The following is a 13,723-nucleotide window of genomic DNA, read 5'->3' as shown; positions in this document are numbered from 1 at the left end:
GGCGATCCTTCGCATTATTTGTGGAACCTTGGAAAACCTCCACATCGGACTGCCATCGCGCCCGGATCCGTCCCCCGCCCGTCGGCTGAGACCCCCACGGCCCGCACACAGCGGCAAGACCATGTTCGTCACAATGCTGTCCCGGCCGGAGTGATGTTCCTACACTGGGCGCAGGTCATGAGTGCCAGCGTTAAGCCCCGGCTCGCTGGCCGGCAACCCTCCATCCGCGGTGGGGTGCCCCGGGTGAGGACCAGGCTGTCCGGCAATTGCCGGAAGCAAGCGCGGCCCGTGGTGCTCCCAGCATGCCGGGCCCATGTCATAGGAGACTGAGATGTCCAACGGATGGTCCTTCGAAACCCGCCAGATCCATGCAGGCCAGGAGCCTGACAGCGCCACCGGGGCCCGCGCCCTTCCCATCTACCAGACCACGTCCTTCGTGTTCCCGAGCGCCGAGAGCGCAGCCAACCGTTTTGCGCTGGCCGAACTGGCGCCGATCTACACCCGCATCGGCAACCCCACCCAGGACGCGGTGGAGCAGCGGATCGCCAGCCTCGAAGGTGGCCTGGCCGCTTTGCTGCTGAGCTCGGGGCAGGCCGCGGAGACCTTCGCCGTCCTGAATATCGCCGAGGCCGGGGACCACATCGTGGCCAGCCCCAGCCTGTACGGCGGCACCTACAACCTGTTCGCCCACACCCTGAAGAAGTTCGGCATCGCGGTCACCTTCGTGGAAGATCCGGACAACCTGGATCAGTGGCGGAATGCCGTTCAGCCCAACACCAAACTGTTCTTTGGCGAGGTGGTATCCAACCCGCGCCAGGACGTCCTGGACATCGAAGGCATCTCCCAGGTGGCCCACGACGCCGGCGTTCCCCTGATCGTGGACAACACCCTGTCCACGCCCTACCTGATCCGGCCGCTGGAGTGGGGTGCGGACATCGTGATCCACTCCGCCACCAAGTACCTGGGCGGTCATGGCTCGGCGATTGCCGGCGTCATCGTCGACTCCGGCAAGTTCGATTTCGGCAAGGACCCCGGCCGGTTCCCCGGTTTCAACACCCCGGATCCCACCTACAACGGGCTGGTCTACGCCCGGGACCTTGGCGAGGGCGGCGCACTGGGCGCCAACCTTTCCTACATCCTCAAAGCCCGTGTCCAGTTGCTGCGCGACCTTGGCTCGGCGGTTTCGCCCTTCAACGCCTTCCTGATTTCGCAGGGCCTGGAAACGCTGAGCCTGCGGGTGGAACGGCACGTTTCCAACGCCACGGAGGTGGCGCGCTGGCTGGAGGGAAGGGACGACGTCGAATCGGTCGCCTACGCGGGGCTGCCGTCCAGCCCCTGGTACGAACGGGGCCGCAAGTACGGGCCCAAGGGGACCGGCGCCGTCGTCGCTTTCAACCTGGCCGGGGGCGCGGAGGCGGGCAAGCGCTTCGTCGACGCCCTGGAACTGCACTCGCACGTCGCCAACATCGGCGACGTCCGTTCGCTTGTCATCCACCCGGCGTCGACCACCCACAGCCAGCTCTCGCCCGAGCAGCAGGTGGTGGCCGGCGTCAATCCGGGGCTGGTCCGCTTGTCGGTTGGCTTGGAGCACATCGACGACATCCTGGCCGACCTGGAGGCCGGTTTCCGCGCGGCCAAGGGCGGCGCCGACGCCTGACCGCCGGCACGCCGGGGCGCTGCCGGCCGGCAGCGCCGGGAAGTCACAACCAGTCACACTCTTGGCCTGGACCGGGGGGTGTTTCGTACACTCGAACCAGGTCATGAGTGCCAGTGACAGCCCCGGCTTGCTGGCCGGCAACCCTCCTTCCGCGGTGGGGTGCCCCGGGTGAAGACCTGGCCTGCCGGTCAAATGACGGCAGGCAAGCGCGTAGAAGAGGTCTTGCCATGACGGTTACCGTCGCCCGTACCACCATTCCCGAACACGGAGTTGTCCGCTACGCCTCCATCGGAGGACTCGAGCTCGAGGGCGGCGGCTACCTGCCGGATGTCACCCTGGCGTACGAGACCTGGGGCACGCTGAACGCGGACGGCAGCAACGCCATCCTGATCGAGCACGCCCTGACGGGCAGCACCCACGTGACCCGGGGCGACACCGACGAAGAGGGCTGGTGGGAACAGCTGGCCGGTCCTGGGGCGCCCGTCGATACGGACAGGTTCTTCGTGGTGTCCGTCAACATTGTGGGCGGCTGCTACGGGTCCACGGGCCCGTCGTCGGCCGCCCCCGACGGAGCACCCTGGGGCTCACGCTTCCCCCTGGTCACCCTGCGGGACAGCACTGTTGCCGAGGCCCGGCTGGCGGACCAGCTGGGCATCGGGAGCTGGTACGCCGTCCTTGGGGGTTCCATGGGGGGTGCCCGCGCCCTGGAGTGGGCGGTGACCTACCCTGACCGGGTGCAGCGCTGCGCCGTCATCTCGGTCGGCGCTGCCAGCACGGCTGAACAGATCGCTTTCGCCCAGGCCCAGACCCTGGCCATCCGCCAGGATCCGAACTTCAACGGCGGCGACTACTACGGCGGACCGTGTCCGGAAGACGGACTGGCCCTGGCACGGCGGATCGCCCACATCACGTACCGGTCCGCCGCGGAACTGGAAGGGCGCTTCGGCCGGGAACCCCAGGCCCCCGAGTCGCCCCTGCACGGCGGACTGCTGGCAAACCGCGGACGCTACCAGGTGGAAAGCTATCTGGACCACCAGGGCAGGAAGCTCGTCCGCCGGTTCGACGCCAACAGCTACATCGCCCTCACCGAGGCATTGATGAGCCACGATGTCTGCCGTGGCCGCGGGCCGCTGGCCGAGACCCTGGCCTCCGCCACCGCCCGGTTCTTCGTTGCCGCCGTGGACTCCGACCGGCTCTACTTCCCGTCCCAGTCCCGCGAATTGGCCCAGGCCCTGCCGGGTGAGGTTGACGTGCATATGATCTCGGCACCGATAGGCCATGACGGCTTCCTGACCGAGATCGGACAGCTGGGGAACCAGCTCCGGACGACGTTCCTGGCCTAGCTGCGCCCGTCCCGGCAGCGGCCGGCTGCCCTGCGGTGCTTCCGGTGCACGCTGCCGGTGGACGCCGCGGTGCCACAGTGCGGCAGGCCCGGGGTGGAAGTACGGCATGATCGTGTCATGAAAGCCGCCGTCCTGTATTCGACCGTTCCCGCCGCCGGACAGGCATCGGGAAACCCCACCTACGCTGACGCGAAACCGTTGGTCGTTCAGGAGCTGGACCAAGCACAGCCGCGCGCCGGTGAGCTTGGGGTTGCCATCACCTATTCGAGCCTGTGCCATTCGGACCTGTCCGTGGTGGACGGCTCCAGGGTCCGGCCGCTTCCGATGGCATTGGGCCACGAAGCGGTGGGACGGGTGGTGTCCGTGGGCGACGGGGTAGCCGATGTGTCCGTGGGAGACCACGTGGTGCTCGTTTTCGTGCCCAGTTGCGGCCATTGCCGGGCCTGCCGGGCCGGGAGGCCCGCGCTTTGCCACCGCGCTGCGGAGGTCAACGGCTCCGGTGACCTGCTGCATGGGCCGGCCTTGCTGCGCACGCCGGCGGGGGAGCGCATCAACCACCATTTGGGCGTCTCGGCGTTTGCGGATTACGCCGTGGTGGCGCGGGAGTCGGTGGTGGTGATTGACGACGACGTCCCGGACACCGTCGCGGCGATGTTTGGTTGCGCCGTGCTCACCGGAATGGGGGCCGTGCTCAATACGGCAGGCGTCAGTCCGGGACAGTCCGTGGCTGTCTTCGGCATCGGCGCAGTAGGCTTATCGGCCGTCATGGCGGCCCGCCTCGCCGGGGCCGCCGGAGTGATAGCCATCGATCCGAATCCGGGCAAGCACCCATTGGCCCTGGACGCCGGTGCCACGGCGGTGGGAACGCCTGCGGATGCGGCCCGTCTTGTGGCCGAGGCTGCCGGTGACGGGGTGGATGTGGCCGTCGAAGCAGTCGGCTCGGCCGGCGTGATCGCAACGTGCCTTGATCTGGTGACGCGGGGCGGCGCGGTTGTCTCTGTGGGACTGCCCCATCCGTCTGCTGAACTGTCCGTTCCGGCACTGCAGTTCGCAGGCGCGGGCAAACGGCTCCTCGGCTCCTACATGGGCGACGCGGTTCCCCGCCGAGACATCCCGGCGTACCTGGGCTACTGGCGGGAAGGCAGGCTTCCGGTGGAACTGCTGCACACCGATACCCGTCCGCTGGCCGACATCAATGAAGGCCTGGATGCGCTGGCATCCGGGCAAGTGGTCAGGCGGCTCTTCCGGGCTTGAGGCGTGGCGGCGGCTGGGGCTCAGCCGTTCATGATGTCGCTGCGGCGCTTCATGTAGTCCTCCATGGACATTTCGCCGTTGCTGTACTGCTGGTCCAGTTCTGCGAGCTTCCGGGCACGGAATCCTTGGGGCGCTCCCGGCGGGGGAACGGCCGGGCCTGGAGGCGGGCCGGCCGGCGTGTGGCCGGTACCCTGCTGCTGGCCGGGGAACTGCTGGCCCATACCCTGTTGACCCGGGAACTGCTGGCCCGGGAACTGCTGGAACGGCGGCTCCTGGGGCGCGCCGTAGCGGGGGTCCGGCATGGGGGGCTGCCCGTACTGGTAGGGCTGTGGCTGTGATTCATTGGCCGGGCGGGGCTGGCGGAAGCCGCCGGAGTAGTAGTCCTGCTGGGTGTAGCCGTCGCGGGGCTGGTTGCTCTGCGGCCCCGCGGACCCGGGAAACTGGCCGGACCCGGGGAACCCGCCCGGCCCGTACTGTCCCGGAAACTGGCCAGGGTACTGGCCCGGCAAGCCTTGGTCCCGGTCCCGCCGTGCCATGGACCGCCGGTACATCCGCATGGCTATGGGGACAACGAAGGACAGGATGATGATCCACAAAAACAAGCTGCTCACGGTGCCGCGCCTCTCGAAGGTTGTCCCTCCAGCGTAACCCCGTGCGGTCCTACCGGCGGCTGGGTTCCGAGGTTCCCAGCGGACCCTCGCCGGACCCCAACGGAACGCCCGGGCCAAAGACGGGACCCGGCGTCGGCCGTTTCGCCGTGACGCCGTCACCGGAGGACTGGTGCCGGAGCCGGCGCAGTACCCAGGGCACGAAGTATTCGCGCGCCCACACCAAGTCCCCGGTCCTTGCCTCGCGCCAGGTCCGGGGCGGCAGATCCTTGGGCTGGAGGGGTTCCAGCGAATGTTCAACGTTAAGCGAGTCCAGCACCATGGCCGCGATGGTGTGGTGCCCCAACGGGGAGAAGTGCAGCCTGTCCTGGTCCCACATCTGCGGATCGCTCAGTTGCCGGAGGGACCACATGTCGGCGATGACGGCGTCGTGCCGGGCCGCGACAGTCCGCAGGTTCTCGTTGTAAATGGCCACCTTGCTCCGGATCCTGCCCAGGACCGAGGAGCCGGTGTCCGGACCGTTGAACAGGACCACGGTGGCGCCGCCCATGGACAGGATCTGGACCACGGAATCGAGCTTTTCGGCCAGTGCGTCGGGGTCGCCGCCCGGGCGGATGAGGTCGTTGCCGCCTGCTGACAAGGTGACCAGGTCCGGCTTCAGGGCCAGGGCCGGGGCCAGCTGCTGGTCCACGATCTGCTGCAGGAGCCGGCCCCTGACGGCGAGGTTGGCGTAGGCGAAGTCCGGCTTGGTGCGGCCCAGTTCTTCGGCCACCCGGTCGGCCCAGCCGCGGTGCCCTCCGGGGCTTGAGGGCTCGGGGTCGCCGATGCCCTCGGTAAAGGAATCGCCCATCGCCACGTACCGGCTCCAGGGGTGGGAACCGGGGTGCACGGACGGGGTCTGGATGGCACTTGCGTCAGTCACTGTCCTATCCTGCCTTCCGCTTCAATGGCTACGCCAACGTAGGTTGTTACTTTCGGGTAACTGTAAGAATGGAAACCATGACTGACGCCGAAGTATTTCCCGCTCCCGTTGTCCTGTGGTCCCACCCCGAAGAGCAGCGTGCCGGCAAACCGCTGCTGGTGCTGCTCCATGGCTACGGCGCCAACGAACAGGACCTGTTCAGCCTTGCCGGGATGCTTCCGGGGGACTTTGCGGTGGCATCCGTCCGGGCGCCGATCGCCATGGGCCCGGGCTTCACCTGGTTCCCGTTGACGGCGTCCATCGACTACTCCCTGGACCGGGTCAAGGCGGCGTCGGCCTACGTCCAGGAATGGATCGACACCATCAGGGAAGGCCACCCCTCCGTTTCCCTGTTGGGCTTCTCCATGGGCATGGCCATGGCCACCACCCTCCTGCGGCAGCGTCCCACGGACTTCGCTGCCGTCGTCGGGCTCTCGGGCTTCGTGGTGGACGCCGCCGGCGACCCCACCTTCAAGGATGCAGAACTGGACGGAACCATCCCCATGTTCTGGGGCCGGGACCAGCAGGACCCGGTGATCACCCAGGACAAGATCGAGTTCACCATGGGGTGGGTGCGCAAGCACGTCAAGCTCACCAAGGTGCTCTACACGGGCATGTGGCACGGCATCAACCAGCAGGAGATCGGCCACGTGGGGGAGTTCCTCACCCACGAGGTGCTCAACAAGTAGGCGTACGACGACGGCGCCGCGGCCGTGGCGGTCAGCCCGCCTCCGGCGCGACCACCTTCACGGTGTGCCCGTTCACGGTGACGGTGTCGCCGTGGTGCAGCTGGCGGCCGCGGCGGTCGTCGATTTCGCCGTTGACTTTCACCAGCCCGTTCTTGATGAGCTCCGTTGCCTCCACGCCGTCCTCCACGAGGTTGGCAAGCTTCAACAGCTGGCCCAGCCGGATCATGCTGTCGCGGATAGGGACGTCGTCAATGGGGTTGCTCATACAGCAATAATGCCTGAACTAAGGTGGATCCAATGACCTCCCCTCCACGCCTGCCCGTCCTCGCAGGCCTGCCCCTGGCGGTGGGCGCCGGCCTGGCCATCCCCGTCCAAGGCCGCATCAACGGAGCCCTCGGCGCCCGCCTCAACGACGGAATCGCCGCAGCCGTGGTCAGTTTCAGCACCGGCCTGCTGGTGATGATCCTGATCTCGCTGGTCCTGCCGCGGGGCCGGGCCGGGCTGGCGGCCATCCTCCCGGCCGTCCGTACCCGGGCTTTTCCCCGCATCTACGTGCTGGCCGGCGCCATCGGCGCGCTGTTCGTCTTCGCCCAGTCCTTTACCGTGGGCCTCCTCGGGGTGGCCCTCTTCACCGTCGCCACCGTCACGGGACAGACCGTGAGCGGGCTGCTGGTGGACCGGCTGGGGATCGGCCCGGCCGGGAAGAAGTCCGTCACGGGAATCCGCATCATCGGTTGCGTCCTGACCATCGCGGCCGTCGCCTGGGCAGTGTCGCCGCGGTTCGGCGGGGGAGGTGCCGATACCGGCGCCGACCCGGCTGCGTTGCTCGTTCCGCTGCTCCTGCCGGTGGCCGCAGGCTTCCTGATGAGCTTCCAGCAGGCCATGAACGGCACCGCCACCGTCCACTACGGCACCCCCATCGCCGCCACCCTGGTCAACTTCGTGGCCGGCACCATCGTGCTGTGGGCGGCGTTCGCCGTGAAGCTCGCGGTGGCCGGGCCGGGCAACCCGTTGCCCGCCGACTGGTGGTACTACCTGGGCGGTCCCATGGGTTGCGTGTTCATCGGCCTGGGTGCCCTGCTGGTCCGCAGCCTCGGCGTCCTGGTCACCGGGCTCGGCATGATCGCGGGCCAACTCCTGGGGTCCCTGGCACTGGACCTGGTGCTGCCCGCGCCTGGCACCGTCGTCGCCCCTGCCACGGTCCTTGGGACCCTGCTCACCCTCGGCGCCATCATCCTGGCAACCTTGCCCTGGCCGCGGGGCGCGCTCCGGGGGCGCCGGCCGGTAGGCTAGTACACGCAGCTTTTGACGCATCTTCCCCCATCCGCCCACCCGGTGCCCGGTGTGCCCTGCACGCCGCAGCCGGGGTTTGCACACCGCGGACCGCACCCAGCGGCCCTGTAGAAATTGGAGTTACCCCATGGCAGCAAAATCCGTCCTCGACCAGGTCATTTCCCTCTCCAAGCGGAGGGGCTTCGTGTTCCAGGCCGGTGAGATCTACGGAGGTTCGCGTTCTGCCTGGGACTACGGCCCTTTGGGCGCTGAGCTGAAGGAAAACATCAAGCGCCAGTGGTGGCAGTCCATGGTCCGCGGCCGCGAGGACGTGGTGGGCCTTGACTCCTCCGTGATCCTGCCCCGCCAGGTGTGGGAGGCCTCCGGCCACGTCGAGGTCTTTTCCGACCCCCTGGTGGAATGCCTCTCCTGCCACAAGCGGTACCGCGCCGACCACCTCGAGGAAGAGTACGAGGAGAAGAAGGGCCGCCCGGCGGAAAATGGCCTGAAGGACATTGCCTGCGCCAACTGCGGCACCCGCGGCCAGTGGACCGAGCCGCAGGAGTTCTCCGGCCTGCTCAAGACCTACCTGGGCCCGGTCGCCAGCGAGGAGGGCCTGCACTACCTGCGCCCCGAAACCGCCCAGGGCATCTTCGTGAACTTCAACAACGTGCTCACCACCTCCCGGAAGAAGCCGCCGTTCGGCATCGGCCAGATCGGCAAGTCCTTCCGCAACGAGATCACGCCGGGCAACTTCATCTTCCGCACGCGCGAGTTCGAGCAGATGGAAATGGAGTTCTTCGTCGAGCCCGGCACGGATGAAGAGTGGCACAAGTACTGGATGAACGAGCGCATGGCCTGGTACACCGGCCTGGGCATCCGCGACGAAAACCTGCGCTTCTTCGAGCACCCCAAGGAGAAGCTGAGCCACTACTCCAAGGGCACCACGGACATCGAGTACCGCTTCGGTTTCCAGGGCTCGGAGTGGGGCGAACTGGAAGGCATCGCCAACCGGACCGATTTTGACCTCTCCACCCACGCGAAGGCTTCCGGCACGGACCTGAGCTACTTCAACCAGGCCACCAACGAGCGCTACACCCCCTACGTGATCGAGCCCGCGGCCGGCCTGACCCGTTCCTTCATGGCGTTCCTGGTGGACGCGTACACCGAGGACGAGGCCCCCAACGCCAAGGGCGGCGTGGACGTGCGCACCGTGCTGAAGCTTGACCCGCGCCTGGCCCCCGTCAAGGCCGCCGTGCTGCCGTTGAGCCGCAACGAGGACCTGTCACCGAAGGCGAAGGCACTTGGAGCCCAGCTGCGCAAGAACTGGAACATCGACTTTGACGACGCCGGCGCTATCGGCCGCCGGTACCGCCGCCAGGATGAGATCGGCACCCCGTTCTGCATCACCGTGGACTTCGATACCCTCGAGGACCAGGCCGTCACCATCCGCGAGCGGGACACCATGAGCCAGGAACGTGTTTCCCTGGACAAGGTGGAGGGTTACCTGGCCGCACGGCTGATCGGCGCCTGAGCATGGCCATCGAATACCGCCCATGGCGCGATGGTGACGACCTTGCGCTGCTGGAAATCTGGGGTGACCCGGACACCGGTGAGGCCCGCCAGTTCCGCGGCGCCCTGGCACTGTCCTCCAACGGCCGGGACGGCACGCCGTGGCGCCGCTGCATCGTGGCCGAGGACGTTATTGACGGCGTCGGCATCCCGGTAGCCGCCGGCGTCGTCTACGAGGCGTCCCTGCACCCGGAACGCCTCTGGACCTACATCGAGGTGGCCCGGGGCCATCGCCGCGCCGGCATCGGCGCCAGCCTGCTGACCATGCTGCGCCGCGAAGCCGAAAACGCGCCGTCGGGTGTCACCAGGCTGCGCGCCAAGGTGGAGCCCGGCACCGCCGGGGCCGCCTTCGCCGAAGCGTTCGGGCTGGAACCCATCCAGCGCTCGCGCCTGGTGGTCGTCGAGCCGGGCGCCCTCCGGCTGCCCGTCTTCCCGGCCAAGGACGGGGACGGTGCGGCCGGCGGCGAGAACGCAGGCTCCGACTTCGTCATGGACCTGGCCACCGGCTCGGTGGAGCTCACCGACGTGGTGGGACGCTACTACACCGCCATCCATGACTGGGATTCACCCGGGGTCCTCTCCGTGGGACAGGTGCAGAAACTGTTCCTGGACGAGCTCACCGGCGCGCACGGCGCCATCGTGCTGCGGGCCGAACCGGAATCGGCTTTCGGGGCCGGCGTGGCGCCGAGCAAGAAGGGCCGCATCCGGGCCTTCGCCGTCAGCTACGCGGCCCCCGCCGGGCCTGATGCCGCACCGGCCCACCTGCAAACCCCTGGTGCAGAGACAACGGGCGCCGACATACCGACGGACGTTTTCGTGGGACATGAGCCGGCATTGTCCGCCGCGGACGCTGCCGAGGCCGTGCGCGACATGCTCGCCCTCATCGCCTACCAGCACCCGGTGATGCTGGAACTGGACGACTCGATGACCGCGCTGCGCGCCGCCGTCGAACCCCTACTGGAGTCCGGCAAGGCCCGCCTCGCCGCGGCGGAAACCCTGGTGGTCTCCGACTGACCGGGGCCGGCCGGCCAACCCGGCAGCCAAGGCAGCGCCAGGTTTTGCCGTGACCTTCACGGCAAGACCTGGCGCTTACTTCGTTTGGCGGGAACCACGACGCCGGCCCGCGGCGGCGTCTGCGGCGTCCAGGCGCTGCCGCTCGGCGTCCGAAGGAGCGCCGCCGCCCAAGTGCGCCGGCATCCACCACGCCCCGTGCTCCGGCTGCAGCGGAAAGCCTGCAATGCACCGGTCGATCCCGGCCTGGAGCGTGCCGCGCAGCGCCTCCGTGGCCTCCTCAACGTCAACGTCATGCGGAAAGACGATCGGCGCTCCCACTTCGAGGCGCACCGGTGCCCGCCAGCTGCGCCGAAGGGAAAATCCGTGGCCGCGGGTCATCACCCGGTGGGCACCCCAGACCGAAACCGGAATGACCGGGACCCCGGCTTCCGCAGCCATCCGCACGGCACCGGTCCTGCATTCGCGAACCGTGAAGCTGCGGCTCACCCCGGCCTCCGGGAAGACCGCGAGGTACTCGCCGGCCCGCAGCTTGGCCACCGCGGCATCGTAGGCGTCTGAACGGTCCGCATAGCCCACCACCACATGGCCGCTGGCGCTGATGGCGGGGCCGGCCAACCAGTGGTCTGCGGCGCCTTGATGGACGAGGAACCGCAGCTGGGCACGCGTATGCCGCCACAGGAGCAGCTCGACTACCGCGAAGTCCACGTAGCCGAAGTGCGTGATGGCGAAGACCGCTCCCTTTCCGGGGGACGCCCGGCGGGAAGGGCCGGTGGCCGGTTCCTTCGCGGGAAGGTTTTCCAGGCCGGTCGCCTGGATGTCCAGCCGGAGGGCCCAGCGCAGGAACTGCCCGGTACGGACGATGACCCGGTAGAAGGTGTCGTTGGACGGGGGACGCCAAGGCATCGGGACGGCGCCTAGAGGGTGACGTGCACGGACGATTCCGGCAGCAGCTGCGTAAAAGAACGCGGCGGCCGGACAGGGGCGCCCGTGCTTTCCGCGAAGGACTTAATGACAAACCCGGAGGCCAGCGTCTGCCACACCCGGATCTTTCGGAGCATGAAGTGCCCCACACCCTTCAGGGACACATATTGCATGCTTGACGCTTCCGCGGTGGCGCGGCGGGCGAATGCCAGCGACTGCCGGGGGCTGGTCATGTGGTCCGTGGTTCCGTGCACGATCAGCACCTTCCGTCCGGCGACCCGGGCGGAAGGGGTCTCCGGGCTTAGCCATGGCGCAAGGGCCACCACGGCTTCAACCTGCGGGTGGTCTGCGGCGCAGACGGCTGTCAGGCCGCCCATCGAGTGGCCCAGCAGGAAGATCGGTACGCCGGGGTGCTGTTCCTCGATCTGCTGGAGCGCCCACCGTGCGTCCTGCAGCGGGGTCATGTCCGGGCCATTCCAGCCGCGGACGCTGTTGCGCAGTGACCAGACCGCCAGCCCGTGTTTCCTTCCCATGCGGTGCAGGTCCCGGGCAAAGGGGACCATCCTGGCCGGGCTCAGGTGCCGGGCCTCCACGGGTGCGCGGCTGTGCGCCCTCCCGCCGTGCAGGACCAGGACCACTCCCTTGGTGGCACCGGATGCCGCAAGGACGCTCAGTACGGGACGGTGCTGGGGATCCGAAGGCGCGCGCCCGGCCTGTTCCCCGCCACTTTTTCCCGTCCCGCGGGTATCGGTTCCACGTGTCCCACCGTTGTCCATGCCTGGTTCCTCCCCATCCGATGGTCCATTTATAAACCCTATGGCGCCGCACGTAGAGTACAAGCCATGAGGTTGTACTGCTGATGGGCGCCGGTCACTCCCACACTTCCGAGAGCCATTCGGAGCCGACACCGCAAGCGATGGCTGCCCGCAGCAAGGCGAACCGCATCCTGGCCGCGGTCCTGATCCCGCTGGCGCTGCTGACCCTGGCCGGGATGGCCGCGCTGTGGCCCTCCGGCAGCAAGGAAGGAATCACCCTCGCCAACCCGTACTCCACGGCCCCCGGCGTGACATTCGATACGGGAACCATCCAAAGCGTGGTGGCCGAGAGCTGCATGCAGGGGACCAGCCAGCAATCCAGCCAGCCGGGGGCCGGCCAGCAATCCGGCCAGCAGGATACCGGCCAGCAGTCCAGCCAGCAGGGGACGGGCCAGGATTCCACCGGACAGCCTCCCCGCCAGGGCTCGGACTGCACGTTCGCGTTCACGGAGCCGGATAAGGGCGGGAGCCCGGTCAAGGTGGTGATCAACCCGGATGTGGCCTCTTCGCACGGGGTCAAGCCCGGGGACCAGATCCGGTACCTGAACCTCTCGAAGGTCCAAGGGGCCACCGGGTCGCAGGGTTCGCCGGCCTACGTCTTTGTGGACTTCGTCCGCACCCTGCCGATTGTCCTGCTCGCCGTGCTCTATGCCGCGGTGGTCATCGCTGTCGCCCGGTGGCGCGGTCTCCGCGCCCTGGTCGGACTCGTGGGCGCCTATTTTGTCCTGGCCAACTTCCTGCTCCCGGGCCTGGTGGAGGGCAAGCCTCCGCTGCTCCTGACCCTGGTGGGCTCCACCGTGATCATGATCGGTGTGCTCTACTTTGCCCACGGATTCTCGGCGAGGACGTCCACGGCATTGTTGGGCACCATTTTCGGGCTCGGCATCACGGCGCTGTTGGCCGCCTGGGCCACGGACGCCGCCAACCTCGCCGGCGTCGGCAGCCATGACGCCGCCACCTTGGTGAACACCTCGGCGAACATCTCAATCTCCGGCGTGATCCTGTGCGGGCTCATCATTTCGGGACTGGGCGTCCTGAACGACGTCACCATCACCCAGTCCTCTGCCGTGTGGGAGCTCTACGAACTGGCGCCGGGCACCAGCGCCCGGAAACTCTTCACCTCCGCCATGCGGATCGGCCGAGACCACATCGCCTCCACCGTGTACACCATCGCCTTCGCCTACGCGGGGGCTGCGCTGCCCATCCTGATCATCGTCATGCTCTACGACCGGCCCCTGATGGACACCCTCACCAGTTCGGAACTGTCCGAGGAAGTCATCCGCACGCTGGTGGGCTCCATCGGCCTGGTCCTGGCCATCCCGGTCACCACCCTGATCGCCGTGCTCGTGGTCAAGGCCACCGGCATCAGGGCAGTTGAGGGCCATGCCGGGGTCGGGGCGCACGACGACGGCCACGTCCACGCCGGAGACGTGGCGGATACCGGGGCGCTCGCCGCAGCCGCGCTGGGGGAGCGCAGCCGGCGGGCCGGCGTCGAACCAGCTGCGGAAACCGCCACCCGACGGGGCCGGAGGGCGGAACGCGGCTGACGGGGTGCGCGGCGACTTGCCTGCGGCGCGGGCCGGAAAGCCCCGCCGGAGAGTCCTGGTGCCACGGCGG

At 68.2% G+C, this 13,723-nt stretch carries 13 protein-coding genes and 2 riboswitches; of the genes, 8 read left to right on the top strand and 5 right to left on the bottom strand.

The features are described from left to right. Positions 1-173 precede the first annotated feature (173 nt). Positions 174-288: riboswitch (SAM riboswitch) on the top strand. A 43-nt stretch (positions 289-331) separates the two neighbouring features. From AC4EEO_RS12545 to AC4EEO_RS12535, 3 genes are all read left to right on the top strand, one after another. After that, the gene (locus AC4EEO_RS12545; protein WP_491338948.1) at positions 332-1,657 is read left to right on the top strand and encodes a bifunctional o-acetylhomoserine/o-acetylserine sulfhydrylase; all 1,326 of its coding nucleotides are present in this window, start codon (positions 332-334) and stop codon (positions 1,655-1,657) included. A gap of 99 nt (positions 1,658-1,756) precedes the next feature. Beyond that, positions 1,757-1,872: riboswitch (SAM riboswitch) on the top strand. Positions 1,873-1,884: 12 nt separating this feature from the next. Beyond that, complete coding sequence (gene metX, locus AC4EEO_RS12540; RefSeq protein WP_018763400.1) at positions 1,885-3,000, top strand: homoserine O-acetyltransferase MetX; 1,116 nt, start codon at positions 1,885-1,887, stop codon at positions 2,998-3,000. Positions 3,001-3,117: 117 nt separating this feature from the next. Continuing rightward, positions 3,118-4,254: an alcohol dehydrogenase catalytic domain-containing protein gene (locus AC4EEO_RS12535; RefSeq protein WP_491338947.1), complete on the top strand. Its 1,137-nt coding sequence runs from the start codon at positions 3,118-3,120 to the stop codon at positions 4,252-4,254. A gap of 20 nt (positions 4,255-4,274) precedes the next feature. Here AC4EEO_RS12535 and AC4EEO_RS12530 read toward each other — a convergent pair whose 3' ends face one another. Together AC4EEO_RS12530 and AC4EEO_RS12525 are read right to left on the bottom strand one after the other, a co-directional pair. Further along, on the bottom strand, positions 4,275-4,865 hold the full coding sequence (locus tag AC4EEO_RS12530; RefSeq protein ID WP_491338946.1) for a hypothetical protein: 591 nt from the start codon (positions 4,863-4,865) through the stop codon (positions 4,275-4,277). A 49-nt stretch (positions 4,866-4,914) separates the two neighbouring features. Further along, positions 4,915-5,784, bottom strand: a complete 870-nt coding sequence (locus tag AC4EEO_RS12525; RefSeq protein ID WP_491338945.1) for an SGNH/GDSL hydrolase family protein — start codon at positions 5,782-5,784, stop codon at positions 4,915-4,917. Between the two features lie 77 nt (positions 5,785-5,861). On the opposite strand from AC4EEO_RS12525, the gene AC4EEO_RS12520 reads away from it, so the two are divergent. Beyond that, complete coding sequence (locus AC4EEO_RS12520) at positions 5,862-6,512, top strand: alpha/beta hydrolase (protein WP_491338944.1); 651 nt, start codon at positions 5,862-5,864, stop codon at positions 6,510-6,512. Between the two features lie 31 nt (positions 6,513-6,543). Here the strand turns inward: AC4EEO_RS12520 and AC4EEO_RS12515 are convergent, their stop codons facing one another. Beyond that, positions 6,544-6,777 carry an RNA-binding S4 domain-containing protein gene (locus tag AC4EEO_RS12515; protein ID WP_018763404.1) on the bottom strand — a complete coding sequence of 78 codons (234 nt, stop codon included), beginning with the start codon at positions 6,775-6,777 and terminating at the stop codon, positions 6,544-6,546. Between the two features lie 32 nt (positions 6,778-6,809). On the opposite strand from AC4EEO_RS12515, the gene AC4EEO_RS12510 reads away from it, so the two are divergent. The 3 genes from AC4EEO_RS12510 to AC4EEO_RS12500 all read left to right on the top strand — a co-directional run bounded on the left by AC4EEO_RS12510 (position 6,810) and on the right by AC4EEO_RS12500 (position 10,370). Beyond that, on the top strand, positions 6,810-7,805 hold the full coding sequence (locus AC4EEO_RS12510) for a DMT family transporter (RefSeq protein ID WP_133832638.1): 996 nt from the start codon (positions 6,810-6,812) through the stop codon (positions 7,803-7,805). A gap of 127 nt (positions 7,806-7,932) precedes the next feature. After that, the gene (locus AC4EEO_RS12505; protein ID WP_133832637.1) at positions 7,933-9,318 is read left to right on the top strand and encodes a glycine--tRNA ligase; all 1,386 of its coding nucleotides are present in this window, start codon (positions 7,933-7,935) and stop codon (positions 9,316-9,318) included. A gap of 2 nt (positions 9,319-9,320) precedes the next feature. Next, on the top strand, positions 9,321-10,370 hold the full coding sequence (locus AC4EEO_RS12500; RefSeq protein ID WP_491338943.1) for a GNAT family N-acetyltransferase: 1,050 nt from the start codon (positions 9,321-9,323) through the stop codon (positions 10,368-10,370). A gap of 75 nt (positions 10,371-10,445) precedes the next feature. On the opposite strand, the gene AC4EEO_RS12495 is transcribed toward AC4EEO_RS12500, so the two are convergent. Both AC4EEO_RS12495 and AC4EEO_RS12490 read right to left on the bottom strand, forming a co-directional pair. After that, positions 10,446-11,273, bottom strand: coding sequence for a lysophospholipid acyltransferase family protein (locus AC4EEO_RS12495; protein ID WP_133832635.1), 828 nt, complete (start codon positions 11,271-11,273; stop codon positions 10,446-10,448). Between the two features lie 11 nt (positions 11,274-11,284). Further along, positions 11,285-12,067 carry an alpha/beta hydrolase gene (locus tag AC4EEO_RS12490; RefSeq protein ID WP_491338942.1) on the bottom strand — a complete coding sequence of 261 codons (783 nt, stop codon included), beginning with the start codon at positions 12,065-12,067 and terminating at the stop codon, positions 11,285-11,287. 140 nt (positions 12,068-12,207) lie between these two features. On the opposite strand from AC4EEO_RS12490, the gene AC4EEO_RS12485 reads away from it, so the two are divergent. Further along, the gene (locus AC4EEO_RS12485; RefSeq protein ID WP_491338941.1) at positions 12,208-13,653 is read left to right on the top strand and encodes a YibE/F family protein; all 1,446 of its coding nucleotides are present in this window, start codon (positions 12,208-12,210) and stop codon (positions 13,651-13,653) included. The last annotated feature ends 70 nt before the right edge of the window (positions 13,654-13,723 follow it).

This window comes from Pseudarthrobacter sp. MOO13 (genome assembly GCF_058267655.1).
This window is presented reverse-complemented; position numbering and strand designations above follow the sequence as displayed.

Bases quoted from the DNA above. Each gene is read 5' to 3' on its own strand.
- AC4EEO_RS12505 (WP_133832637.1), top strand. From the start codon at position 7,933: ATGGCAGCAAAATCCGTCCTCGACCAGGTCATTTCCCTCTCCAAGCGG.
- AC4EEO_RS12495 (WP_133832635.1), bottom strand. From the start codon at position 11,273: ATGCCTTGGCGTCCCCCGTCCAACGACACCTTCTACCGGGTCATCGTC.
- AC4EEO_RS12485 (WP_491338941.1), top strand. From the start codon at position 12,208: ATGGCTGCCCGCAGCAAGGCGAACCGCATCCTGGCCGCGGTCCTGATC.
- AC4EEO_RS12520 (WP_491338944.1), top strand. From the start codon at position 5,862: ATGACTGACGCCGAAGTATTTCCCGCTCCCGTTGTCCTGTGGTCCCAC.
- AC4EEO_RS12515 (WP_018763404.1), bottom strand. From the start codon at position 6,777: ATGAGCAACCCCATTGACGACGTCCCTATCCGCGACAGCATGATCCGG.
- AC4EEO_RS12510 (WP_133832638.1), top strand. From the start codon at position 6,810: ATGACCTCCCCTCCACGCCTGCCCGTCCTCGCAGGCCTGCCCCTGGCG.
- AC4EEO_RS12545 (WP_491338948.1), top strand. From the start codon at position 332: ATGTCCAACGGATGGTCCTTCGAAACCCGCCAGATCCATGCAGGCCAG.
- AC4EEO_RS12500 (WP_491338943.1), top strand. From the start codon at position 9,321: ATGGCCATCGAATACCGCCCATGGCGCGATGGTGACGACCTTGCGCTG.
- AC4EEO_RS12490 (WP_491338942.1), bottom strand. From the start codon at position 12,067: ATGGACAACGGTGGGACACGTGGAACCGATACCCGCGGGACGGGAAAA.
- metX (WP_018763400.1), top strand. From the start codon at position 1,885: ATGACGGTTACCGTCGCCCGTACCACCATTCCCGAACACGGAGTTGTC.
- AC4EEO_RS12535 (WP_491338947.1), top strand. From the start codon at position 3,118: ATGAAAGCCGCCGTCCTGTATTCGACCGTTCCCGCCGCCGGACAGGCA.